This window comes from Metabacillus sp. 22489 (assembly GCF_052044855.1).
GTDB lineage: Bacteria > Bacillota > Bacilli > Bacillales > Bacillaceae > Metabacillus > Metabacillus niabensis.
Map to the genome: position 1 here is coordinate 1 of NZ_JBQENT010000062.1, position 24274 is coordinate 24274.

The 24274-nt window shown below is 35.4% G+C and carries 27 protein-coding genes; 15 read left to right on the plus strand and 12 right to left on the minus strand.

What is annotated here, in order from left to right; genetic code table 11:
- The first annotated feature begins 266 nt into the window (after window positions 1-266).
- The 5 genes from ACTJJ9_RS23855 to ACTJJ9_RS23875 all read left to right on the plus strand — a co-directional run bounded on the left by ACTJJ9_RS23855 (window position 267) and on the right by ACTJJ9_RS23875 (window position 4919).
- Complete coding sequence (locus tag ACTJJ9_RS23855) at window positions 267-1184, plus strand: polyprenyl synthetase family protein (RefSeq protein ID WP_145584027.1); 918 nt, start codon at window positions 267-269, stop codon at window positions 1182-1184.
- Between the two features lie 19 nt (window positions 1185-1203).
- Complete coding sequence (gene comX, locus ACTJJ9_RS23860) at window positions 1204-1362, plus strand: competence pheromone ComX (protein ID WP_145584029.1); 159 nt, start codon at window positions 1204-1206, stop codon at window positions 1360-1362.
- Window positions 1363-1513: 151 nt separating this feature from the next.
- Window positions 1514-3679 carry a histidine kinase gene (locus ACTJJ9_RS23865; RefSeq protein WP_255451988.1) on the plus strand — a complete coding sequence of 722 codons (2166 nt, stop codon included), beginning with the start codon at window positions 1514-1516 and terminating at the stop codon, window positions 3677-3679.
- Window positions 3680-3747: 68 nt separating this feature from the next.
- Window positions 3748-4386: a response regulator transcription factor gene (locus ACTJJ9_RS23870; RefSeq protein ID WP_145584057.1), complete on the plus strand. Its 639-nt coding sequence runs from the start codon at window positions 3748-3750 to the stop codon at window positions 4384-4386.
- A 158-nt stretch (window positions 4387-4544) separates the two neighbouring features.
- The gene (locus ACTJJ9_RS23875; RefSeq protein ID WP_440768947.1) at window positions 4545-4919 is read left to right on the plus strand and encodes a hotdog fold thioesterase; all 375 of its coding nucleotides are present in this window, start codon (window positions 4545-4547) and stop codon (window positions 4917-4919) included.
- Between the two features lie 249 nt (window positions 4920-5168).
- Here ACTJJ9_RS23875 and mnhG read toward each other — a convergent pair whose 3' ends face one another.
- From mnhG to ACTJJ9_RS23910, 7 genes are read right to left on the minus strand one after another with little or no spacing between them, the layout of a single operon-like run.
- Window positions 5169-5528 carry a monovalent cation/H(+) antiporter subunit G gene (gene mnhG / locus ACTJJ9_RS23880; RefSeq protein ID WP_095302300.1) on the minus strand — a complete coding sequence of 120 codons (360 nt, stop codon included), beginning with the start codon at window positions 5526-5528 and terminating at the stop codon, window positions 5169-5171.
- Entirely contained in the window at window positions 5512-5796 is a 285-nt protein-coding gene (locus ACTJJ9_RS23885) for a Na(+)/H(+) antiporter subunit F1 (RefSeq protein ID WP_095302269.1), read from the minus strand. The genes mnhG and ACTJJ9_RS23885 overlap by 17 nt, the downstream gene beginning before the upstream one ends.
- Window positions 5796-6272, minus strand: a complete 477-nt coding sequence (locus ACTJJ9_RS23890) for a Na+/H+ antiporter subunit E (protein ID WP_145584037.1) — start codon at window positions 6270-6272, stop codon at window positions 5796-5798. Before ACTJJ9_RS23890 ends, ACTJJ9_RS23885 begins: the two co-directional genes overlap by 1 nt.
- 5 nt (window positions 6273-6277) lie before the next feature.
- Window positions 6278-7759 carry a Na+/H+ antiporter subunit D gene (locus tag ACTJJ9_RS23895; protein ID WP_145584039.1) on the minus strand — a complete coding sequence of 494 codons (1482 nt, stop codon included), beginning with the start codon at window positions 7757-7759 and terminating at the stop codon, window positions 6278-6280.
- Window positions 7752-8093 carry a Na(+)/H(+) antiporter subunit C gene (locus ACTJJ9_RS23900; RefSeq protein ID WP_095302266.1) on the minus strand — a complete coding sequence of 114 codons (342 nt, stop codon included), beginning with the start codon at window positions 8091-8093 and terminating at the stop codon, window positions 7752-7754. The genes ACTJJ9_RS23895 and ACTJJ9_RS23900 overlap by 8 nt, the downstream gene beginning before the upstream one ends.
- Window positions 8093-8530: a Na(+)/H(+) antiporter subunit B gene (locus ACTJJ9_RS23905; RefSeq protein WP_095302265.1), complete on the minus strand. Its 438-nt coding sequence runs from the start codon at window positions 8528-8530 to the stop codon at window positions 8093-8095. The genes ACTJJ9_RS23900 and ACTJJ9_RS23905 overlap by 1 nt, the downstream gene beginning before the upstream one ends.
- Window positions 8527-10932, minus strand: a complete 2406-nt coding sequence (locus tag ACTJJ9_RS23910; RefSeq protein WP_145584041.1) for a Na+/H+ antiporter subunit A — start codon at window positions 10930-10932, stop codon at window positions 8527-8529. The genes ACTJJ9_RS23905 and ACTJJ9_RS23910 overlap by 4 nt, the downstream gene beginning before the upstream one ends.
- A gap of 292 nt (window positions 10933-11224) precedes the next feature.
- On the opposite strand from ACTJJ9_RS23910, the gene ACTJJ9_RS23915 reads away from it, so the two are divergent.
- The gene (locus ACTJJ9_RS23915) at window positions 11225-11458 is read left to right on the plus strand and encodes a hypothetical protein (protein WP_095302263.1); all 234 of its coding nucleotides are present in this window, start codon (window positions 11225-11227) and stop codon (window positions 11456-11458) included.
- 229 nt (window positions 11459-11687) lie between these two features.
- The gene (locus tag ACTJJ9_RS23920) at window positions 11688-12245 is read left to right on the plus strand and encodes a DUF5366 family protein (protein WP_095302299.1); all 558 of its coding nucleotides are present in this window, start codon (window positions 11688-11690) and stop codon (window positions 12243-12245) included.
- Window positions 12246-12320: 75 nt separating this feature from the next.
- On the opposite strand, the gene ACTJJ9_RS23925 is transcribed toward ACTJJ9_RS23920, so the two are convergent.
- Window positions 12321-12728 (minus strand): thiol-disulfide oxidoreductase DCC family protein, encoded by a 408-nt coding sequence (locus tag ACTJJ9_RS23925; protein WP_145584043.1) that lies wholly within the window; start codon window positions 12726-12728, stop codon window positions 12321-12323.
- Between the two features lie 14 nt (window positions 12729-12742).
- A complete protein-coding gene (locus ACTJJ9_RS23930; RefSeq protein ID WP_145584059.1) occupies window positions 12743-14569 on the minus strand; it encodes a transglycosylase domain-containing protein in 1827 nt (608 codons plus the stop codon).
- 306 nt (window positions 14570-14875) lie between these two features.
- On the opposite strand from ACTJJ9_RS23930, the gene kapD reads away from it, so the two are divergent.
- The gene (gene kapD / locus ACTJJ9_RS23935; protein WP_145584045.1) at window positions 14876-15502 is read left to right on the plus strand and encodes a 3'-5' exonuclease KapD; all 627 of its coding nucleotides are present in this window, start codon (window positions 14876-14878) and stop codon (window positions 15500-15502) included.
- Window positions 15503-15615: 113 nt separating this feature from the next.
- On the opposite strand, the gene ACTJJ9_RS23940 is transcribed toward kapD, so the two are convergent.
- Window positions 15616-16002 (minus strand): kinase-associated lipoprotein B, encoded by a 387-nt coding sequence (locus ACTJJ9_RS23940; protein ID WP_145584047.1) that lies wholly within the window; start codon window positions 16000-16002, stop codon window positions 15616-15618.
- Between the two features lie 119 nt (window positions 16003-16121).
- Here ACTJJ9_RS23940 and ACTJJ9_RS23945 point away from each other — a divergent pair, with 119 nt between their 5' ends.
- Window positions 16122-16325, plus strand: a complete 204-nt coding sequence (locus ACTJJ9_RS23945) for a hypothetical protein (protein ID WP_095302258.1) — start codon at window positions 16122-16124, stop codon at window positions 16323-16325.
- An 83-nt stretch (window positions 16326-16408) separates the two neighbouring features.
- On the opposite strand, the gene ACTJJ9_RS23950 is transcribed toward ACTJJ9_RS23945, so the two are convergent.
- A complete protein-coding gene (locus ACTJJ9_RS23950; protein WP_145584049.1) occupies window positions 16409-17575 on the minus strand; it encodes a MalY/PatB family protein in 1167 nt (388 codons plus the stop codon).
- A gap of 202 nt (window positions 17576-17777) precedes the next feature.
- Between ACTJJ9_RS23950 and ACTJJ9_RS23955 the strand changes: the two genes are divergently transcribed.
- Window positions 17778-18038, plus strand: a complete 261-nt coding sequence (locus tag ACTJJ9_RS23955) for a DUF1871 family protein (RefSeq protein ID WP_145584051.1) — start codon at window positions 17778-17780, stop codon at window positions 18036-18038.
- 134 nt (window positions 18039-18172) lie between these two features.
- On the opposite strand, the gene ACTJJ9_RS23960 is transcribed toward ACTJJ9_RS23955, so the two are convergent.
- Window positions 18173-19003 (minus strand): alpha/beta fold hydrolase, encoded by an 831-nt coding sequence (locus ACTJJ9_RS23960; protein WP_095302255.1) that lies wholly within the window; start codon window positions 19001-19003, stop codon window positions 18173-18175.
- A gap of 293 nt (window positions 19004-19296) precedes the next feature.
- Between ACTJJ9_RS23960 and ACTJJ9_RS23965 the strand changes: the two genes are divergently transcribed.
- The 5 genes from ACTJJ9_RS23965 (at window position 19297) to yugI (ending at window position 23915) form a co-directional block, all read left to right on the plus strand.
- On the plus strand, window positions 19297-19797 hold the full coding sequence (locus ACTJJ9_RS23965; RefSeq protein ID WP_095302254.1) for an Lrp/AsnC family transcriptional regulator: 501 nt from the start codon (window positions 19297-19299) through the stop codon (window positions 19795-19797).
- The gene (locus tag ACTJJ9_RS23970; RefSeq protein ID WP_145584053.1) at window positions 19794-20963 is read left to right on the plus strand and encodes an aminotransferase; all 1170 of its coding nucleotides are present in this window, start codon (window positions 19794-19796) and stop codon (window positions 20961-20963) included. Before ACTJJ9_RS23965 ends, ACTJJ9_RS23970 begins: the two co-directional genes overlap by 4 nt.
- Before the next feature lie 223 nt (window positions 20964-21186).
- Window positions 21187-21747 (plus strand): RNA polymerase sigma factor, encoded by a 561-nt coding sequence (locus ACTJJ9_RS23975; protein WP_095302252.1) that lies wholly within the window; start codon window positions 21187-21189, stop codon window positions 21745-21747.
- Window positions 21740-23356: a hypothetical protein gene (locus ACTJJ9_RS23980; protein ID WP_145584055.1), complete on the plus strand. Its 1617-nt coding sequence runs from the start codon at window positions 21740-21742 to the stop codon at window positions 23354-23356. The genes ACTJJ9_RS23975 and ACTJJ9_RS23980 overlap by 8 nt, the downstream gene beginning before the upstream one ends.
- A gap of 160 nt (window positions 23357-23516) precedes the next feature.
- Window positions 23517-23915, plus strand: coding sequence for a S1 domain-containing post-transcriptional regulator GSP13 (gene yugI, locus ACTJJ9_RS23985; protein WP_095302250.1), 399 nt, complete (start codon window positions 23517-23519; stop codon window positions 23913-23915).
- The last annotated feature ends 359 nt before the right edge of the window (window positions 23916-24274 follow it).

The window sequence follows — 24274 nt, forward strand, 5'->3', positions numbered from 1 at the left end:
GTATTATTGTTTCTTGTCATCATTATCCATCACCTCTAAAATATCTATTAATAAATATTTTAAATAAAAAAAGACTGTATGCAAACTCGATTTTATCGAGTTTGTCTACAGTCTGAAACTTGGCCATAGGCCAAGTTTTTTTATTTTTATTTATTGACATAAAATGGAGGGGAAGGTAAAAATGTAATAGTGGTGAGGGGTATAATATACTATAATTACTACTCTTTCAAAGTAGAATATAGTAAAATTATATCAAAGGGGTGATTGTGATCACTGCAAATCATGATGAATTGATCAAGCACCATATGAAACAAGCAATTACCACTAATATTAATCATTGTGATCTCCAAAATCTACTCTATTCATTTATTGAAACAAAGCAGCAATGTCATTTTGGATTGATAACAATTATCCATCATCATGCTTTTCGAGGAGAAGATCCAGAAGTATTCAAGCTAGCTGCAGCAGTGGAATTGTTACTTTTATCCTTTGATATTTTTGATGACTTGGAAGATTTAGATAATAAAAATGAGCTATGGATGCAAATGGACTCATCTCTTGCCTTAAATGCTGCGACAACCTTATATACGCTCAGTCAGCAGACAGTCATATCATTATCAGCAGCTTCCAAATTCAAGATTCTGCAAACGTTTTTAACCTTTGCAAGTCAAGCGATGGAAGGTCAGCATGATGATCTGAAAAACTCCGTTAACACAGAAGAAGAGTATATGAATGTTATGAAGCGTAAATCTGGCTCACTTATTGCGTTGTCAGCTCAATCAGGGATGCTGCTGGCAAACACCTTTCATCCAGAAGTTGAACAATACTCCTATCAAATCGGGATTGCAGCTCAAATTGATAATGACTTTAGAGATTTATTTAATCCTGAGAAAAATGACCTATTAAAAGAAAAACGCTCTTTAGCAAGGCTATATTTACAAAAAAACTTTAATCAACATGCAAGAGAGTTAATGGCTTTTTATAGGAGCAATAAAACAATAGAAGAGGAATTTGGTAGCTTTAAAGCTTATAAAGAGAAGCTGTTTCATGCTGGTGTTGCTCAATATATGAATGTGATGAAAAATATCTCACTAAACCGCGCAGCTCGAATAATCGATAAATTAGATATAGATTTAGAGGCTATTGATATGATTAAGTCCAAATTGATTTTTTCTAAAAAATAGCTCAATAAGGAGAATGAAAATGCAAGAGATTGTTAATTTTTTACTGGAAAATCCAGAAGTAATAGAAAAGGTTATGAATGGACAAGCCAGTTTACTAGGTGTGGAGTTAGATGACGTTTTGTCGGTGATTGAGGGAATACTTAGTACGGATAAGCTAATGAATTATTATTGGATATAAAAATTGAAAGGTGTTATTAATGCGTATTACCTTTAGGAAACTTTTTTTTATTGCAGCAATTTTCAGTGTGATTTTAACTTGTTATATTATAATGCTAAATTATAAATATCCATATATTGGTTCGGGGGTTCAAATAACTGAGGACAATCAAATGATTATTAATGGGATTGAGCCTAAGTCATGGTCTGATAAAATTAATTTTAACATAGGTGATATTGTTGTAGAGATAAATAATAAAGACCCTCTATTGCATAAACCTGCAGTTAATTATGGAATCCTCGAACAATTAAGATCTTTAAAGGTTATGCACAATGGGAATGTAAAAGAATATGTAATTCCCACTACATTAATAAGTTATCAGAGCTTATTTATTATTATTATTCCATTAACGGTATTGTTTTTATGTTTCTTTTGTATATACTTTATATTTCGTTCAAATAAAAATGTCAATATCAAATCAGCTAACTTGTTAAGTGCGTTCTTGTTAATTATTGGTATGGCTTATATTACTGCTAGTGGGTCTTCAAGGGGAGATATGCTCTGTCGCTATATCAATTTAGTACTATTTAATTTGGTACCTGTCAGTTATCTTCATTTTATTTATCAATATTTTAAAGAACTAGGTAAAAATCTTTTTAGTTTTAAATTTGTTATTTTCGGTTATATACTTATTGGTCTTAATGTACTAATAGAGTTAATGCATCCTTTTGTAACAATTAGTTTTACTGCTACAAGGGTGATTAATTTAAGCACTTTCTTAATTCTATTAGTCTTGACTTTTGTACTAAAGTTTTTAGGATTGAAGAAAATAAAGTATTCTGAACAAGCATACTTAGTTAAAATACTAATTGTAACGAATGTACTAGCTTTTACACCATTTTTACTATTTTATGTTATTCCATATGTGATATTTCAAGAATATATATTTTCAGCAACTTTTTTAGCAGCATTTTTATTGTTGATTCCATTCTCGTTAGTTTACCAGTTTTTGGCTACTAAAATTTATGATATTGAATTTTTACTAGGAAGAATTAGATATTATTCTCTATTGGCTGTGATTCCTACGTTTCTAATTGTAGGAATTATGCTTAATTTAAGAGAAACAAATCCTACTTTTTATCCTATACAGTTGTCAATTTATGTTTTTCTAGGAATAGTTTTAGTTTTTTATTTAAAAGAGATTATAGATTTTAGGTTCCGCCTAAAGAGGTTTTCTGAAAAACATAACTACCAAGATAGCATTTTCAAATACACCCAAAGCATTCGGAAAGCAAATAATTTAGAGCAGGTTATTTCTGAGCTTAAACAGGTGATTGTTGATGTATTGCTTGTAAGTAAGGCATTTGTCATTGAGGTGGATAAAGATAAGAAGATTCGACAAGTTGATTTACATGCGAAGGAATGCGATTATTCACCTTATATAACACAAATTCAAGCTGTCTCAACAGAGATTGGGAAAATTATTGAGGTTGATAAGGGATTTGTCATTAATATCGGTGAGACAGAGAATAAAAGCTATGTTTTGCTTTGTTTATCCATATTAAATACGCCAATTTTAACGCGGGATGAAATATCCTGGCTAAAGACTTTAGCTTTTTATACGAATGTTTCGTTAGAGAACTTTTTGAAAATAGATGAATTGATGCAGCACTTACAAGAGGTTAAAACAGAGGGAGATAATCCTGGCTGGCTTACAAAGCTATTGTTTTCAATCGAAGAGAAGCAGCGGTCAAATTTAGCTAAGGATTTGCATGATTCTGTATTACAGGATTTAGTTTCCCTGAAGAGACAGTGTGAATTAGCGTTAGCAGGTGTTGACAATGAATCAGTTCAGTTGAAAAAGCAATTGCGAGATATGAATTACAATATGACAAAAATCATTAAGACAACTCGTGAAACTTGCCAAGAGTTACGGCCGCAGCTTTTATATGATTTAGGCTTAGTAAAGGCATTAAATAAGCTTGTTATGCAGTATCAGGAAATCGTTCCGTTTGATATTCGGTTAAATACTGGCAATTTTACAATGAATCTTGATATTGATACACAGTTGAATTTATATCGGATTGTTCAGGAGCTTTTAACAAATGCACAAAAGCATTCGAAGGCTGCAAGTGTTCTCATCATCCTTGTTTGTATAAAAGACAAGATTGTCCTTCATTACGAGGATGATGGAGTAGGGTTTGAATACGAAAGTCTTGAGGATAAAACAGAGAGCATGGGCTTATCGGGTATTTCGGAAAGAGTAAAGGCATTAAAAGGGACAATCACGATAAATTCTGCAATTGGTGAAGGTGTAAAGGTAGATATCGAGATTTAAATAAGACTTGGCAATTGCCAAGTCTTTTTATAACAATATGTATTAAGGAGAGTAAAAAAGTGAAAGCAATGATTCATATTTTAGTTGTAGATGACCATCCTGCAGTTAGGGAAGGAACGAAAGCAATTCTTGAAACTGAGCCTGATATTCAGGTAGATTGCTTAGATTTGGAGTATACCATTGAGGCATTTGAACAATATGATTTCTCTCCATACCATGTAATTTTATTAGATTTGAATCTTGGGGATATAAACGGAATGGAGCTCTCAAAGTCAATCCTCAAGAAGCACCCGGCATGCAAAATTATTTTATTTACTGGATATGATGTAGAGGATTATTTTGAAGAGGCTGTACGTCTTGGGATTCATGGGGCGATTAGCAAAACAGAGTCCAAGGAAATGCTTCTTTCCACTATCCATCATGTGATAAAGGGAGAAATAATTGTACCATATACATATTTAAAAAATCTTCTTAGTCAAAAACAAACGAAGCCGATTCATTCATCGGTTGAGCAGGTTTTTACAGAACGGGAAAAATCCATTTTACAAGAGGTTGAAAAAGGACTGACGAACCAAGAAATTGCGGATCAACTCCATTTAAGTAAAAGAACCATTGAGTATAATTTAACCTCCATTTTTAATAAACTAAATGTGAGCAGCCGTACAGAGGCTGTACTGATTGCAAAGGCAGAAGGGGTTATTGATTAGAAACGAAATGAATGTTTCCATGATAATAGATCGAGACTTTTGCTAAGAGTTGAGGAAATTACCGACACTAAAACTATTTCGTATAAAGCTACAAAGGATACAAAAATAGCCTAATGAATAGAGGGGATATTGTGGATTACAATGTAAAAAACACATTGATGGAAGCGTTAGGGATTAATATTTTATCTGTTTCAGATGATGGAGTTGTGGCAACAATGCCTGTTGATCATCGAACACACCAGCCTTTCGGATTATTGCATGGCGGAGCATCTGTCGCATTAGCGGAGACAGCAGCAAGTGTCGGTGCATTTCATTTTATCGATCATGATACCCAAGCATGTGTAGGGCTGGAAATTAACGCAAATCATATCCGTGGCAAAAGGGACGGGATTGTTACCGCTCATGCAAAACCATTACATATAGGAAAAACAACGATGGTATGGGAAGTAAAAATTGTTGATGAAGAAGCTGAGCTTATATGTGTATCAAGATGTACGATGGCCATTTTACAGAAGAAACCGAAACTAAACTAGTCTACTCATAGCTGTAGGCTAGTTTTTTTATGATTCGCATTTCCCTGTTTAACATAAAGGTGCTGTTAATCTTGGATGTAAATTACCGCTTGCATTCCAGTAGCCACCACGGTATTAGCATCTTCCTGTAAGGTCTCCTTTTGAAAAACTTCTACCACAGGAATATCACCCACTATTTCCATTTAACGAAGTGGTAAAAATCAATAATCTTTAACACATAATCTAACAAAAAAAGATGAGCTATACAGCTCATCTCATCAATTTCTTCTTACTCCGTGCCTTCTTTAAATCGTCCTGTACACTTCCCTTCCATAAAGGGACACCAATATTATAAGCTGCACGGCTTATTAAATGACCGGCAACAGGAGCGGTAATAAAGACAAAGACAATTCCTAGCAATACACGTGAATTCACCTGATGCTCAGTAAGCAGATAATAAAGGAATAGACCAAATAGAATGAAAATGACACCAAGTGTTGCACTTTTAGATGCGGCATGATTACGGGTATAAACATCTGGTAGACGTACAACACCTATCGCTGCGACTAAACTTAGTATTGAACCTAGAAGAATGAAAAAACCAATGATGAAATTACTGATTTCGGTCATTTTCAATGATCTCTCCCTTCTCTAAGTATTTAGAAAATGCAACTGTTCCGATAAACGCTAATATTCCTATTAACAGAATGACCTCAACAAAGGCAGAGGTTTTTAAAGAAATTGAAATAATTGCCGTGATCGCAATTAAATTAATCCCAATTGCATCAAGGGCAATGACTCTATCAGGTGTTGTAGGTCCTTTAATAAGGCGATAGATATATAAGGAGGTAGAGATTGCTACAATTAGTAATGATAGATGGATGACAAATTCAAACATTATCGGCTTACCTCCTTAATTGCTTTTTCAAATGTATTTTTAATATCAAGTTTTGCTTGTTCAACATCTTCGATATCCATAGCGTGAATATATAACGTTTTATTGTCATCTGATACTTCAAGCACAAGCGTTCCAGGAGTTAGGGTAATTAGATTAGAGAGAATTGTAATTTCCCAATCCTTTTCAAGCTCAGTTTCTAAAGCAAATATCCCAGGTGTCATTTTAAGCCTCGGTGATAAAATCACTTTAAATACCGAAAGATTTGATTTTATTAGCTCGATTAAGAAAATCATGAGCAATCTAATGACCGCAATGACATTGTAAACGTAAAAGCGGCGGTGAAAAAATCTTCTAAGAAAAAAGATGACGACTAGGCCGAAAAAATATCCTTTAAAAAACGCGAGCGGTGAATAATCATTTGAAAGAAACATCCAAGTAAAGGCTAGAAACACATTTAATAATAATTGAAAGGCCATATGCACTACTCCTTCAATACGGCTTGTATATAAATTGATGGGTCAAGCAGAGTTTCAGACGCTTGTGTTATATATGGTGATACCCATTGGGTACCGACACCATATCCGATCGATAGCATTAATAAAATGGCGATCGGAAATACCATTCCTTTTATCGTCTGAACCTTTGGTGCAAAATTCTTTGCCGGCTCACCCCAAAATCCGTTAATAAAGATTTTCATCACCGAATAGAGAACGAATAAACTCGACAATAAGACAACAAGTGAAAAGGTATACTCTCCTGCTTCAAAGCCACCTTGAACGATTTTTAGCTTCCCGATAAATCCGCTAAACGGTGGAATGCCTGCAAGAGAAAGTGCAGCAATAAACAGCATCCAACCTAAAAGAGGATGACTTGCGATTAAACCGCTAAATTTCTTTAGATTGCTTGTTCCTGTTACTGCGATAATAGCACCAACTAAATAAAATAGCGCTCCTTTAATTATCATATCATGGACTAGGTAATAAATAGAGCCTTCAATCGCTGCTTGATTGTTTACGGCGACACCAAATAAAATGACACCGACAGCAGTTATAATATTGTAGATAATGATTTTTTTAATATCTGAATATGCGAGCGAACCGATAACCCCGAAAATAATGGTTAAAGCAGCTAGCCAAAGCAATATTTGATGTGTAAATGCTTGATCGTGAATAAAAATAAGTGTGTAAACTCTTGTTAGTGAATAAACACCTACCTTTGTTAATAAAGCACCAAATAATGCCGTGATAACTGTAGGTGGAGCATTGTACGATCCTGGTAGCCAAAAGTATAAAGGGAAAATCGCACCTTTAAGTCCAAAAACGATTAAAAACATTATCGAAATAACAGTGATTAACCCAGATTGACCTAATTCCGTAATTCGAACGCTTAAGTCAGCCATATTTAACGTTCCTGTTACTGCGTAAAGGTAAGCAACAGAGATTACAAATAAAGCGGATGAAATAACATTTACTAAGATGTATTTCATCGATTCTCTCAGCTGTGCCTTTGTACTTCCTAACACGATTAGCATGTACGAGGACATAAGCATGACCTCAAAGAAAACGAATAGATTAAATAGATCCCCTGTTAAAAAAGCTCCGGTTACACCGAGTAGTAAAAATTGAACACCTGAATAAAAGTAAAATTTTTCTCTTTCTCTGGTGATAGTTGAAAAGGCAAACAACAAGGTTGTAAAACCGATGATACTTGTCGTTAATACTAATAAACTAGAGTACATATCAGCGACAAGTACGATGCCATAGGGCGCTTTCCAGCTACCGATTTCCAACGTTTGAATTCCGTTTTCATGAACGGTTTGGACAACGATGCAGGCAATGATAATTCCGATAAACGATGATATGGCACTAAGCCATCTTTGCCATTTGATATTCTTCCCTAAGAAGATGAGTAAGATCCCTGTTAACAGCGGTAAAACAATAGGTAAGATAATTAAATTATTCATATTGGTCATTTCCCCTTAATTGGTCCATATCATCTGTACCAAGTTCTTGATAGGAGCGATATGCGAGGACGAGGAAAAATGATGTGACCCCAAAGCTTATCACGATCGCCGTCAAAATTAATGCTTGTGGAAGGGGATCGACATAACTTTTTGCATGTTCACCTAGAAGAGGTGCTGCTCCTTTCTTTAACCCGCCCATTGTTAAAATAAGTAGATGTGCACCATGACTTAAAAGACCAGTGCCGATAATAATCCGTAGAATACTTTTAGATAGCATAAGATAGGTTGCTGCTGTAAATAAAATACCAGCAACGATACACATTAAAATTTCCATTATTCCGTCTCCCCTATCGTTTGAATAATCGTCATTGTTACACCGATAACAACGAGATATACACCAAGGTCAAAAAGGACAGCGGTAGCTAATGCTGTTTCTCCTAACAACGGTAGCTCAACATATCCAAATGTATGGGTTAAAAACGGAACATTATAGAATAGGGAGCCAATTCCTGTTAATAAAGCGATAAGCAGACCTAATGCAGCCATTTTTATATAGTCGAAAGGCAAAATACTTACGACTGTTTTAATATCGTACGCAAGCAGCAACAGGACGATGGCACCTGATGTCATAAGTCCGCCGATAAACCCGCCACCTGGAGTATAATGACCGGAAAAGAAGAGATGCCAGGAATAAATGATGATAAGAAACACGATCACCTTCGTTGCAGTTTGAAAGATAAGATCGTTTGTTTTTAAGTTCGTTTTCTTCACTCTTCTCCCTCCTTTTTCGCCTGTAGACGGATCATGCCATAAATTCCTAATGCAGCAATACAAAGAACAGTGATTTCAAACAATGTATCAAAGCCTCTAAAGTCTACGAGAATGACATTGACCATATTTTTACCGCCCGCAAGCTCATAGCTATTTTCAATAAAGTAGCTAGAAATTGTTTCCGAAACCCGCTGGCTGTTCGCGGCTAACCCAATTAAGGTAACAATTGCCCCTACGCCTAAGGAAATGATGAGATTTGTTAACTTAAATGGCAGTTTTTTCTCACGCTTTTTTAACTCTGGTAAATAGTAGAAGCAGAGCAGGAATAAAGCGACAGAAACCGTTTCTACACATAACTGAGTCAAAGCTAAATCTGGTGCTCTAAATAGCACAAAAAACAATGAGAGAGAGTAGCCAACAGACCCAAGTGCAATAATGGATGTTAGGCGTGATTTCGCAAACAGCACGGTAATTGTACCAATGACCATTACGGCGGCAAGCACTGCTTCGTAAATCCCAACAGGAGCAGTATTGCGTAAATTAAAGGAAAAGCCATTTTTTACAACTAGTGATGTGCCAACAATAACAATCATAAAAATAAAGATGTATGCAAGATAATCACGGATAAAACCTGTCATGTAAAAACGTGTAAACGTAGATGATGATTTATCTAAACCTCTTATTGCTGCATCATAGCCTTTATTTAACGTTAATTTCTTTGGAGTAAACCGATAAATTCCACTCCATTTTGATAACATAAGAAAGGCGAGTAACCCAATGAGGACAACACCAATTGTCATCCAAAGCTCGGTATTAAAACCATGCCATGGCTGAATATGAACATGGAACTTTTCATCCGCACCAAGCATTCCAGGGATGATCGAAGCAATCGCTGGCTCAATAATCGTATATTCAAGCAAGCTTGGAAAGAAGAAGAAAATAATCACAAGTGAAGCAAGAATAATTGGCGAAATTAACATTCCGATAGGTGCTTCATGTGGTTTTGTTTTAAGCTTCTCAGGCTGGAATTTTCCTGTAAACGTCTTGAACACAATAATCATACTGTAAATGAAGGTGAATATACTCGCAATCCACGCAATAATTGGAAACAATAGCCCGAGTGTTTCTAAATTTAAAATATTTAGCTCAGTTATTCGAACCATACTTGTAAAGAACATTTCTTTACTTAGAAATCCGTTAAATGGTGGCAATCCTGCCATCGAAAATGCACCGATAATCGAAATCGCAAATGAGATCGGCATGAAGCTCATCAAGCCACCTAATTTCCGAATATCACGTGTTCCTGTTTCATGATCGATAATACCGACAACCATAAACAGGCTTCCTTTAAATGTGGCATGGTTAATTAAGTGAAAAATTGCCGCAACGATAGCAACAGAATAATAGGTGTCAGATACTGAATCAAGCACTAATGCTGCAGAACCAACACCTAGCATTGACATGATCATTCCTAATTGACTCACAGTTGAGAAGGCAAGGATTCCCTTTAAATCAGTCTGCTTCACTGCATTAAATGAACCCCAAAACATCGTGAATAACCCAATGGCTGACACGATCCAAAACCATTCTGCTGTTCCTGCAAAAACAGGGCTAAAGCGTGCAACTAGATAAATCCCGGCCTTTACCATTGTCGCTGAATGAAGATAGGCGCTAACAGGAGTCGGCGCTTCCATGGCATCTGGCAACCAAATATAAAACGGAAACTGAGCTGACTTCGTAAACGCACCGAATAAAATAAGAATTAACGCTGGTACAAATAATTTATCATCCATAATTGCTGGAACTTGACTAATCATTTCGCGAATACTAAATGTATTTGTCATAAGATAAAGCAGGATAAATCCACCAAGCATCAATAGTCCGCCGAATATCGTAATCATCATCGACTTTTGCGCACCATACCGAGATTTTTCCCGTGTATACCAAAAGCCAATTAACAAAAAGGAAGAAAGGGAGGTAAATTCCCAAAACGTATATAAAACAATGACGTTATCTGAAAGGACAACCCCGAGCATAGCTCCCATAAACATCAACAAGTAAACATAAAAATGATGAAGCTGCTCTTTTTCCTTTGCTAAATAAAAAATGGAATAAAGGACAACAAGTGATCCAATACCGGTTATTAATAAAGCGAATAGTAAGCCCAATCCATCAATGTATGCTGTAAAATTAATCCCGAGTGATGGAATCCATTCGGCCGTTTGGATAATTGTATTACCATCCATCATCTCGTCGATAAATTGAACAAAATAGCTAAATAATACAATCGGTAAAATTAAGACGAACCATCCTGTATGTATTTTTCGGAAATATTTATAGAGAAATGGAACGAGTATTGCAAAAAGAAAAGGGGCTATGATAGCCAAATGTAGTAATGTCATAAAATGCAAACCTCCTTATAAAATCATCTCTATTCTTTATTTATGAGAGGTCTTTCAACCTAAAGAAATAATAGATTCTTTTTTATTATTTGAAATAATCAAATTAACAGCTAAATGAGTCAGTTTACTAAACGATCCTATTTGTGTATTATGCACGAGTTTCATTATGACTATGAAATAATACATACTTATTCGCAATTTCGAGTTCATATGAACATAAAAATGATAACAAATTTTTCTTAGCTTGTATATTCTAAAAATTTCGTGAGCATGATAAACATGAGGTGGTTCCATGCCGAAACGAAAAATTTTAGTTGCCGGTTGTTTGTTTTCAAGTATGTTTTGCAGTGCTTGGTACGTTGATGCAAAGCTGAATAGAGATTATGTTGATCCCGAAGAATTACAAGGACCAGCTGCTCAGCTTTTAAATAATGAAACTACTATTCCTACTGAAATGGTAGTTGAGGAAGTAAAGGCAATAGAAAAATTTAAACCACGTGAATATGTTCGTGTAATTGCTCGTTAACAGGATGGAAGGTCCATCCTGTTTTATTTTTTGATAACCTGATAAAAGCAATTGCATTTTGTAATTAGATAATAGTTTGAAAAAATACCGTTAAAGCACAAGAAAGAGTGCAACGGGATTATCTTGCTGTAAAAAAACGTAAACTTCCCTTCCATACCTTGTCAAAATGAACGTTATAATTCATAATAATGTTACAATTTAATTTGATAAAGGAACTTATTATATGAAAATGAAAAACACTTATTTTACAAGCTATTTTCCACTTATTACGATTTTGTTATTTAGCACATCTTTATCAATTGCAACGGTTATGATCGTAATCGATTATTTACAGGTTTTGGGGATTTACGAGGGGATGCTAGAATTTTTCTCGAATAACGGGATTAAGCTGGCGTTGTTTATCATATTTGCATTGCTTTATTTCATGGTTTTTTCTGCATTAAAGTTAATTGCTGATACGGTAACAGAGCTGTCATTATTATTTTTTTCTAAGGATATTGTAGGTGAAAACTTAACGAAAATTAGAGGTGGCTCTTCGTTTTATCTTGTAGCTGGTGCGCTTTCGTTAGCTGCGGTTCAATTTCCAATTGCGATTATTGGAATATTTTTGCTTGCAACGCTTTGCTATTTTATTTTTATCGTTTATAAAATTAGTAGCTCATTGACATCTGCTTCTTTAATTGGTTTAGTTTTATTTCATGTTTTATTTTGGTTTTCATTTATACTAGGTACTTTATATATATGCTTTCGCCTATATAATAGCATCATGGCAAGCTTACCTATTTAATTGTGAGCAATGCAAGAAGGTAAAAAAGCTGATTCCATCAAAGGAATCAGCTTTTTTATTTGTAGTTAAGTTGTTTTAAGACAAAAACCTTCTTCGTACCTTTGCGCTTGGAAGCATACATTGGTCTGCTTTACCGAACCATTTGTAACGGTTTTTAGCAATGTAATGATAAATTGCATCTCTAATTGGCCTTGGAATGATAATAAATAGATAAAGGAGCCTCCAGCCACCTCCAAAAAGTAAGCACAATTGAAGTGCCGCTTGAGACTTTTGATAAACCTTACCATTATGAATGAAAATAAAGCTGTCAAATTCGTCTGTTGGGAGCTCATATTGTAATAATAATTTTTGTCCAATTGGTGATTGGAGAGCAGCGAATACAGTTTGCTCCTTTTTATCATGGCGAATTATGAATTGCACAGCCTGATTACAGAAATGACAAACTCCATCAAATAAAATGATCGGTTGTTTTTCTTTATCCATCGTAAGCCCTCTTTCTATTTCATCGTATCTCTCCATATAAGCATTTGTGGTCCTTGATGATATAGATGACTAACATCACTATTAGAATCTTCACCAACCCACACTCCTGCAGTATATTGGTCCTTTAAACCGACAAACCATATATCAGCGTAATCATTTGTCGTTCCTGTTTTTCCGCCAACATAATCACCGGTGACTCTCGCTTTTTGCCCTGTACCACTTTTAACAACTGATGATAGCAATGAGCGCATTTCATCGTTTGTTGACTCCTTCCAAACTTGAACAGGCTGCTCCTTCCATTCATAAAGCGTTTTTCCTGATAAATCGGTCACCTTTGTTATCGCGTGATTTTCGTAATAAGCTCCGTTGTTACCAAAGGTTGAATAGGCATTTGTTATTTCTAAAGGAGATATACCTACATCAAATCCTCCGATTGCTGTTGATAGATGTGTATAATCATCTTTAGTTATCGAATTGAATCCGAAAGGCTTTAAATAGGAAAAGCCCTTTTCAATACCGATCGTGTCCAAAAGTCTTACTGCTGCAGCATTATATGAATGTTTTAATGCTGTATCAATTGAGACTGTTCCATAATCCCGTTTACTATAATTTTCAGGACAATAATTACCTTTACAAAATTCGCTCGCATCGATTTTCGATTTTGCTGTTGCACCTGTTAGATCAATATATGGAGCATAGTCTAATAATGGCTTTATTGCGGAGCCTGGCTGTCGATATGCCTGGTAAGCACGATTAAAGGAAAACTTTTCGTAATCCTTTCCGCCATATAAAGCAACAATGTGATGTGATTCGTGATTAACGACTGCCGCAGCACTTTGGACATTTTGAGCAGGAAGATGTGTGGCAACGGCTTGCTCTAATTTTGCTTGAATTGATGTATCCAAGCCTGTATAAATAATAACGCCCTTGCTTAATACATCATTTACACGCTCTGTTAATTCGGTTTGGATCTTTTCTTTTTCCTTTTCTTGCTTGGCATTTGCCAATCTGTCCGCAAAGCCTTCTGTTTCAGAAATTAATTGCTTTAATTCCTGGTGGACATACGTAACATAGTGTGGATTTGTATCCACAGGCTTTTTAATTGATAAGGTGATTTTATACGCTTTTGCCTCATCAAGCTCCTGCTTTGTTATAGTGCCGTTTTCATGCAGCATTGTTAGCAATCGTTCCTGGCGTTGCTTAGTATTATTAAATTTTTTGATTGGGTCATATAACGATGGATTGTTTGGGATAGCGCTTATAAATGCTAGCTCAGCAAGGTTTAACTCCTGTAATTGCTTGCTAAAATAATAGGTTGCAGCTGTTCCAATCCCATATGCGCCATGACCGAAGTAAATCGCATTTAAATATCCCTCGAATATTTGCTCCTTCGTAAAGGTTCTTTCAAGCTGATAGGAATAAAGTAATTCACTTAGCTTTCTGTTATAGGTTCTGTCATGATTTAAATAGACGTTACGTGCTAGCTGCTGGGTAATCGTACTGCCGCCTTGTTCAACAGATTGCGATTGTGCATTAATAAACACAGCTCGTAACATCCCGGCTGGATCAAAGCCAAGATGCTCAAAAAAACGCTGATCCTCTGATGTAATAAAAATGGTTTTAACAAGATCAGGGACATCATTATAAGCAATATAATTGCGATTTTGTTGATTTGAAATCACTTCTGAAATTAATTGACCCTCACTATCGAAAATAAAGCTATTTTGTGATAACTCAACATTACTTAAAGGGAGTTTTTCATCTAAAACGGTTCCTAATCCTTTTACGGCCTTTGATTCCTTTCCAGCAACAAAGCCACATAATAAGAAAATCGGAATCATAACGATGATACAAACCCATCCAACTATTCTCCTCAAATTACATTCACACTCTTTCTCACGTAATGTTTCTTTTCTATATTGTAACCGATCTTGCCCTACTAGGGAGAAATATTATTTTGCTGATTTTGCTAATTTATCCCTTTTTCTAGTTAATAGTAGCTTCAAAATGAAACTGAAACAACCGTCCATAAAAGTAAAAAATAGACAAGGGATAATTCATTATTTTTCGAAAATTTGAAGTTAATCAGAAGCGTCGATGATATAATAATAAAAAATGGAAAGTTGAAGAAAGAGGGGTGAAATAGGTTGGAGGGACAAGAACCATTATTATTATTTATTGATTTTGAGTTTACGATGCCTGAGGGGAAATCTGATCCTGTTGGATTTTATCCTGAAATAATTGAAGTAGGGGTCGTAGCTGTTCGTAATCAAAAAATTGAAGACCAATTTTCCTCTTACGTAAAACCAAATCGTTTTCTTTTATTGAGTGAAAGGTGTAAAACCTTTCTCCAAATTTCCCAAGCTAAAATTGATTCTGGTATAACCTTTCAAGAATTATTAACCGTATTAAAAAAATATACGAACGATACCCCTGCTACGATTATTACATGGGGGAATATGGATATGAAAGTACTCCGACACAACTGCAAAATGAATGGTGAGGAATTCCCTTTTACAGGTGAATGTAGAGACCTTTCGATGGAATATAAAAAATTTTTCGGAGACCGTAATCAAACAGGCCTTTGGAAGGCTGTTGAGGATTATGGGAAAAAGGCGACAGGTAAACATCATCGCGCATTAGATGATGCTCTAACAACCTATCATTTATTCAAGCTCGTTGAAGAGGATAAGCGTTATTTGCAAAAACCAGAACCGCCAACAATCGGAGACAGAATTGATTTAACGAAGGTTTTAGGTAAATATGCAACATAAAGGAGAGGAATCTCGTTTATAAATTAATGTTATTTTGGCTTACTCAATAACATTATTTGTATATGAAGATTGTAAGAGTTAAAACAAATATTGTTATTGAGTAGATATAAGCCTCATTTATTCGGGAAATAATCTGCTTCTAAACGAGAAAGATTGCTTAAAGACTGCTCTGCCCAAGGAGTGTTCAATTGCATAAGCTCTTCTCTTAATTCGGTTAATGCGTTTTTTAATGATTCCTGATAGTCAGGGATATCCCCATCGAAAGGCTTAACCATTTTCTTTGGAATATTTGTTTGTTCATTAAAAGCTAGGGCACGACGTTCATGAAAGAACTGAACATCAGCATCTTTTGGATGATGTAGGTCACCTTGCTGTGGATGCTTTAAAGCAGCTTTCACTTTAACAAGATAATGCATCGGCCGAATATCGGTAATTTCCCCAATATATTTTCCTGTTTTGTAAATCCCAGTTACGATATCTCCAATCATGCGTTCTTCCATTTAAAATCATTCCTTTTAATCAGTAGTTTATGATATGTTCATCATAACATGTTCAAATAAGAATCACATTTGTAATTTGCGAAAAGCTTGCTATAGTAATAAGGAAAGGTTGTGAATATATGGAGCAGCTTCAATTTATAGTAGGGTTATTTCTATACTTCCCAGAGGATAAAACAGAGTATATACCAGCAGTTATCACTATGGTTATTTTTGGAATCGGAGCGTTTTTTGCCTTTCGTTTTATCGTAAAAGTATCAAAGAAAGAGGAAGGAGAAGTGGACAAGCATTTCCAACAATCAGTTAAAAGTGAAGAAAAGGAATAACTGCAAAATGGTCTGACCCTTTACATCCAAGCTTTGGAAAAGGATCAGACCTAACTTATCCTAACGGAATATCATCTGCATTCTTATGTCAATGCATGAACGAGGCGTTTAAGTCCTTCCTGTAATGTTTCCTTTGGACAAGCGATATTCATACGGAGGAAGCCAGCACCGTTTTCACCAAATTTTGAACCTGGCTCTAATGCTAATTTTCCCTTTTTATAAAGTAATTCCTTTATTTCATCATCTGTTTTATGTAGACTTCTAGCATCTATCCAAATTAAATAAGTAGATTCAGGTCTCATAACGTTTAACTGTGGCAGTTTTTCGTTTATAACGTTTTCTACTTCAGCAACATTTCCCTCTAAGTACGTAATTAATTCATCAAGCCAGTCATTACCATGTTTATATGCCGCTTCCATCGCATCTGTTCCAAGTGTATTTAATCCAAATAACCCATGTAGCTGAAGAGTTGAATTGAATTTTCTTCTTAGAGATCCATTCGGAATGATGAGTGCAGATGCCTGTAAGCCAGCAAGGTTAAATGTTTTACTAGGTGCAATGCATGTTATTGTATTGTCAGCAATTTCTTTACTAATCGATGCAATAGGTGTGTATTCATTACCGAATAATAATAAATCAGAGTGAATATCATCTGAGATAATTAACACCTCATGCTTTAAACACAATTCCCCTATTTTCGTTAATTCCTCTTTACTCCAAACTCTACCTCCAGGATTATGGGGATTACAAAGGATAAACATTTTTGTATTTGGATCTGCAAGCTTTGTTTCTAAATCATCAAAATTGATTTCATAACGATGATGCTCATTTAGTAAAAGCTCGTTGTAAAGAACTTCACGTTTATGCTTTTTCGCCATTTCAAAAAAAGGATAATATACAGGTGGCTGCACGACAATTTTGTCTTCAGGTCCAGTATATGTTTGAATCGCCATACTAATAGCTGTTACGATTCCAGGACTGTAGGTAAGGATATTCTCCTCTATTTCCCAGTGATGGCGATTTTTCAACCAGCTTCGTATCGCTTTCTCTGTTCCTTCTCTTGGCATCGTATATCCGAATATCCCGTGGTCAGCTCGATTTTTAATCGCTTCGATGACCTCAGCTGGAGCGGGAAAATCCATATCTGCTACCCACATTGGCAAAATTTCTTCATCACCAAACATTTCCTTTGTATTCCACTTTACGGAATTTGTTTCTCTTCGATTTATGATTTCATCAAATCGATTCACCTTTCACACCTCGCTTAAGTATTTTTTAATTACTCTGTTCTTGTGTCTAGCTCCACGCCAAGCCCATATAGAGCACCTTCTATTCTGATTCGGTTTGTTTGCCATAGGCTAAACGAGGCGCTTTCACATTTCTAATAGTTCTCTTTCATCATATATATGTTACAATGACAGTGCAAAAAATAAGATTTAAAAAGGTGAAAAAATGGAAGCTCAACAAACGAATCTTAAATTAATGGAAATCTTACTACAATGGGATCCGCTCGGGTATGGAGAAGGAAGCTATGAAACGGAAGTTGTTGATGTGTTACAAGCAGTGTATGCCTTTGATGATGTAATGCTGCTCGCTAGAAAAATTCAAGCGATTTATGAGTTTTCATTTGAAGAAATCATTCCACTCCAGACTTGTGAAAAACTTGCGAAGCAATTACTATTTATTAAACAGACGAGTAGCTGTGAAATTTAAATATTTTGGTGGGAGTGAAAATATTCTATCAAGTATAGATAAACTTATATAGCGCGCCAAGCCCCAATCTGATCTAAAAGCATTTTTGTAAATGGATTTGATCCTTGTTAGGGGCTAGGTAAGGCGCAATTTTTTTAATTAGCATGGCAGAAGTCGAGAATCTTTTCCGTTACATATTCAGGACGCTCCTCAGGAACTAGGTGTCCAGTGTCCTTTAATGAATAGAAGATCGAATTAGGTAAATCATTTTTTAATCTTTCACCGATATGAACTGGCACAACTTTGTCTTCATTTCCCCAAATGAGGAGACTTGGCTGTTCAATACGCTTTAATTCCTCTGGTGCTAAATCTCCTTCATGGTCACGAATCATTCGATTCAAAGCTCTAAATATCCCATTGTCATGAAATGGCTCTAAATATCCTTGCATCATTTCTTCATCGATAAGTGAACGGTCATAAACAACATTATATAAGTTTTTTAGGACGCCTTGTTTCGCAAGCCAATGTTTGATACCTAAATAAAAATAGGGTATATATGAGCCAAATTTTAACGTTCCGCTAATCCGTTTCATATAGCTTGAGCTGCATAGGAGGATTACTTTTTCGAATAAGTCTGGTCTTTCCTTAGCTGCTACGAGAGAAACTTGTCCACCCATCGAATGACCTAAAATAAACGCCTTTTTGATACGCAAACTTTCAACTAATTGAATGACTAGCTTTGCCATATTTGAGTAGGAATGAACAAACCTTGTTGATTTTTCTGATTTTCCAAATGGAGGTAGGTCGATCGCAAGCAAATTAAATTCATTCTTTAGCATAGGGATAATTTTTCGATAGCAAAAGGTTGAAGACAAGAAACCATGTAATAAGACAAGCGTTGGCTTTGATGGGTCCTTTTCATAAACCTCATAATGCACATTTACGCCAAGAATTTTCATTGTATTTGCATAATAATGATTCTCCATATTATTCACTCCATTTTTCCTATAAATAGTATGGTAATATATGATAAAATTAAGTTTTACTCAGGTAAATATCATAATTCTTACGGGCTAACAAAATGGAATAAAGGAAGGGTAGCTTATAAGAGCCCAGAGCAGGTGGATGAAAAATAATCCACTAATTGTTGTTAGTTTTAGCTTAGCATAAGGAAAAAACACCTGTAAAAACTTACCCGTAATTCTTTTGTCTAATCGTAGGAAAAAGGATTTTTAAGTGGTATAATTATCTGAAGATTTGAAAAGTGGGAGTGGTGAAAATGAAGTTTACAGACAAGGAAGTCGAGATTTTAGAAATCTTAGAAAATGACTGTCGCTTATCTGCGGAACAAATCGCCAAAATGATTGATTTAACTGAGGAAGAAACGAAAAAAATTATAAAAAACCTTGAAGACCAACGCATTATTGTTGATTATACTGCACAAGTGAACTGGCGAAAGGTTGATGGCCATGAAGGTGTTAAAGCGATGATTGATGTAAAGGTTCAGCCTAAGCGTGGTGTCGGATTCGATGAAATCGCAAGTCGTATCTATCGTTTTAATGAAGTGAAATCTGTTTATTTAATGTCAGGAGCTTACGACCTGTCCGTTATTATAGAAGGTAAATCGATGTCTGCAATTGCTCAATTTGTATCAGAGAAACTTTCGACATTAGACTCTGTCTTATCAACTACAACTCATTTTATCTTAAAAAAATATAAGCATGATGGCACAATATTTGAGCAAGATGATGAGGATAAGAGAATTGTGGTGTCCCCATGATTGAAACATCACATTACCTCTCAAGTTCAGTCAAAGATTTAAAACCTTCAGGAATTCGTAAGTTTTTTGATTTAGCAGCAGGTATGGAAGGTGTCATCTCGTTAGGGGTAGGTGAGCCTGATTTTGTTACCTCATGGAATATTAGGGAAGCATGTATTCTTTCACTTGAGCAAGGCTATACATCCTATACAGCTAATGCTGGTCTATTAGAATTAAGAAGAGAAATTAGTGCTTATTTGCAAGAGACAACAACAGTTCAATATGATCCCGAAACTGAGCTATTAGTAACCGTTGGTGCGAGTCAGGCGCTTGACCTTGCATTAAGAGCGATTATTAATCCTGGTGATGAAGTAATTGTCATTGAGCCGAGCTTTGTCTCCTATGCTGCTCTCGTTTCGTTAGCAGGCGGTGTACCTGTTCCGATTCACACAAGAGGAGAAATGGAATTCAAGCTTCAGCCAGATGAGCTAGAAGAAGCAATAACGAACAAAACAAAAGCGATTATTTTATGTTCACCGAATAACCCGACTGGAACGCTTTTAAATAAAGAAGAACTAACGAAAATTGCGAGTATCATTGAGAAGTACGATTTGCTTGTAATTTCAGATGAAATTTATGCTGAGCTAACGTATGATGAAGCATACTCAAGCTTTGTTTCTATTGAAGGAATGGCTGATCGAACATTGCTCATCTCTGGTTTTTCAAAAGGATTTGCGATGACAGGGTGGCGTTTAGGCTATGTTGCTGCACGTCCAGAGTTTTTAAGCGCAATGTTAAAAATCCATCAATATTCAATGATGTGTGCACCGACAATGGCACAATATGCTGCAATTGAGGCGATGAAAAATGGCAAAGAGGATGTTCTTCATATGAAGAAAAGCTATAAACAGCGCCGCAATTTATTTGTTAGTGCATTAAATGATATTGGTTTAACATGTCATGTTCCTGGTGGTGCGTTCTATGCATTCCCATCAATTCAAAGTACAAATCTCACTTCAGAGGAATTTGCTGAGCAATTGTTAAAAGAAGAAAAGGTTGCGGTTGTTCCTGGTAGTGTATTTGGGGAAAGCGGTGAAGGCTATGTGCGTTGTTCCTATGCATCATCACTTGACCAGCTCCAAGAAGCACTAAAAAGAATGCAACGCTTTGTTCAAAGCCGATCTTAATAGCAAAAAAAAGCTGACCAAATATTGGCCAGCCATATAGAGAAACAAAAGGGGGAATACTAGAAAGCCTTATGCTAGTATTTATTCCCCTTTTTTGTTTGTTTTAAACAACATATCCAGAAATTCCACATGCTCCTCTTATATATATTCTTCAAAATGTACTCCTATGAAACAATTTAGTTGCAAGTTCCGTTTAATATGTAGAAAAAAGGGGGGTAGACGAATGACAGAGGAAGAGCTAATAAAAAGGGCGCAACAAGGGAATATGGTTGCATTTGGGCAACTAGTGGAAATGTACTATCCGACTGTTGAAAGATTCGCCTATCAATTAGGCAATCGCCATGATGAAATAGAGGATATTACACAGGAAGTATTCATTCGTGTCTACCGTTTTCTTGATCAATTCTCAAAAGCAAAATTTTCAACGTGGTTATATAAAATAACGCTAAATGTTACCCGAGATTTTGCAAGAAAGCGTCAATCAAACATCCGTAAAGTATTTAAAATTCAACAAAATACGAAAAAGGATGACTATGTCGAAATTGAATCAGCAGTGATCCAAAATGAAGAGGATCGAACGCTGCATATAGCCATCCAAATGCTAGATGAAAAATACCGTGTTCCGATCATTCTATTTTATTTTCATGAAAAAAAATATGAGGAAATAGCGGAAATAATGGGGGTAACATTATCAACAGTTAAGACGCGAATTTTACGTGGGAAGACGATGCTAAAAAAACTAATTCAAGAGCAAAATCAGAAGGAAGGTGACATTCATGGATGATAAACAATTTGAAGAACGGATGAACCAATTAAAGAAATCCTATGAAAACATCCCGACAAAATCAGCTCCAGCTGCAATAATGAAGCGTATCGTTCAGCAGGAGAAGCCTAAGAAAAGAAAAACGTTTAAACTTCCATATGTCGCTTCTTTCATAGGAGTATTACTCTTAGGTGGATTAATTGGCGGGCAACTTATTTCACAAAATAGCCTGATTATCGAAAAAAAAGAGAAGAATTCTGCCAAGATTACAGCAGAACAAGTAGAGTCGGCTAAAAATGAAATTCGCGGCCTTTATGAACGAAAGGTCGATGAACTGGGAGAAAAGCTTGATTTTGATCAAGTCGAACAGTACCGGTTTATCCAGGATGTTGAAGAGACAGTTGATAGATTTGAGGAAAGAAGCAGCTATAAAAACGAAAAAGAATTTAAAACATATATGGAAAAGGTCGAAGAAGAAATTAATCGAAGAGTTTCCTTACCAAATGAGGAATATGCATATATAAAAAAGAAGGTAGAGGATAACGAACCTCTCCAGGATGATTTTATTTTAGATTACTTAGATAAATTAGATGCTATGAGTGAAAACTTCATTAGTAAGTGGAGGCTTGAATACAATAGAGAGGTTATAATGCCAACAAAAGATGCTATTGATGAATTAAATAGTAAAAATGTTTCTGTAGCAGCTCCAAATGAATTTACGGAATTTACAGATCGTTTAGTGACCTATGGATATAGTTTTTATTTAGAGGGCGAGGGAAGTATTTCAATTCAAATGAATTTGGATAAAATTTTAAAAGATTTTACAGGCCAAATTAGCGAGGAATTGGAAAGCTATTTATATTTAAAAGACTATGTCCAAGAAGTACTAGAAATATCAAATGAGCTTTATCTTGATGAAACTATGCTAAAGAACATTGCCCATCTTGAAACATTTATATTAGATAATGAGAACTTTAGAAATAAAGAGGATTTAAAAAAGGTATATCATGCTGTATTGCCACATTTTTTATTTTATATAGATATAGAAATGTTAAAGAAATTTACAACACAATATCCAGGTACTTTAACAACTAAGTTAGTGAAAAAGACTTTACAATATCGTACCTCAAATAAAGTATTAAACAATGAAGAACTAAAGATGGAAATTATTTCGACAATTCCAGACGAATTAAAACCAATCTCTTATAATGAACCGATGTCTTTGCTGCCATTGACTGAAAATTTGAAGCAAAGATATAAGGAGTTTAAAGCAAGTAAGGATATTAAAACATTAGAAGGAATAATAGCAGATAAGGGAACTTATGAATTAACAATTGTAAGAATTTACCTATATGCCCTTACGCAGAAGGATTACGAGACAGCCTATGCTCTCTCATATAATGGGAAGGATGCCACACTGCCTGATTTCAATACATTTAAAGCTGAAATGATCACATGGCAAGTAGAGAATGATAAATTATTAAATGATCTTGTATATGTAAATCAGGAAAATCAACTAAACGGACAAATCATTAACATTTACTTTACAAGTGATGGAGGAAAGCTCATATTGCAAACACAAAAAGACGAAAATGACTTTGACAAAATTGTCTATCCACCATCTTCCTAAAGAGGAGCGCCCAAAGTGGCGCTCCTTACGTTATTGTTATAGAGACATTGGGTATACTAATGAAAGACAATAAATCTTTTTGAATTATACCTATTGTTGTGGTATAATTTTATATTGCGTATAAATGGACATATAAATATAAGAAATTAGGAGTGTTATCATGACAACAAAATATGAAGTAGGTAGTGTGCATACGGGTAAAGTAACAGGAATTCAACCATACGGAGCATTCGTAGCTCTTGACGAGGAAACACAAGGTTTAGTTCACATTTCAGAAATTACTCACGGGTTTGTAAAGGATGTTAACGAGCATTTAAAATTAAATGATGAAGTTCAAGTAAAAGTCCTTTCTATTGACGAAAATACAGGAAAAATCAGCTTATCAATTCGTGCAACTCAAGAAGCACCTGTTGAAGAAAAGAAGGAAGCACCAAGAAAGCCTAAAAAGCGTCAAGCGACTGTGAAAACAGAAACAGAAACTCCACAAGGATTCAATACGTTAAAAGATAAGCTTGAAGAATGGATCGAGCAATCAAAACGTGAGGAAGTTAATAAATAATCTTGATACGGCTAAAAAGGATACCTTTATCATTAAGCCCATTGCGTTGCAATGGCCTTGTGATAAGGTATCCTTTTTTGCAAGGTAAGAAAGTATAACATTTTGAACTTAGTTTTAGTGTCTAGCTCCAGCGCCTAGCCCCTCGAGGTCATAAGTCAATTTGGAATTGAAGGCAAAGAACGCCTTCTATTCCAAATCGCCTTATGCTTGTCGGGGCTGATCAAGGCGCTTGCGCTTTTCTTAAAAGATAAGAAAGTATAAAAATTTGGGTCTACCACAGTCATTTAAGCTGTGGTATTTTCATTTTATGGAGACCAATATATTGAGAAGAATATTTTTTGATAAACACCAACATTGGG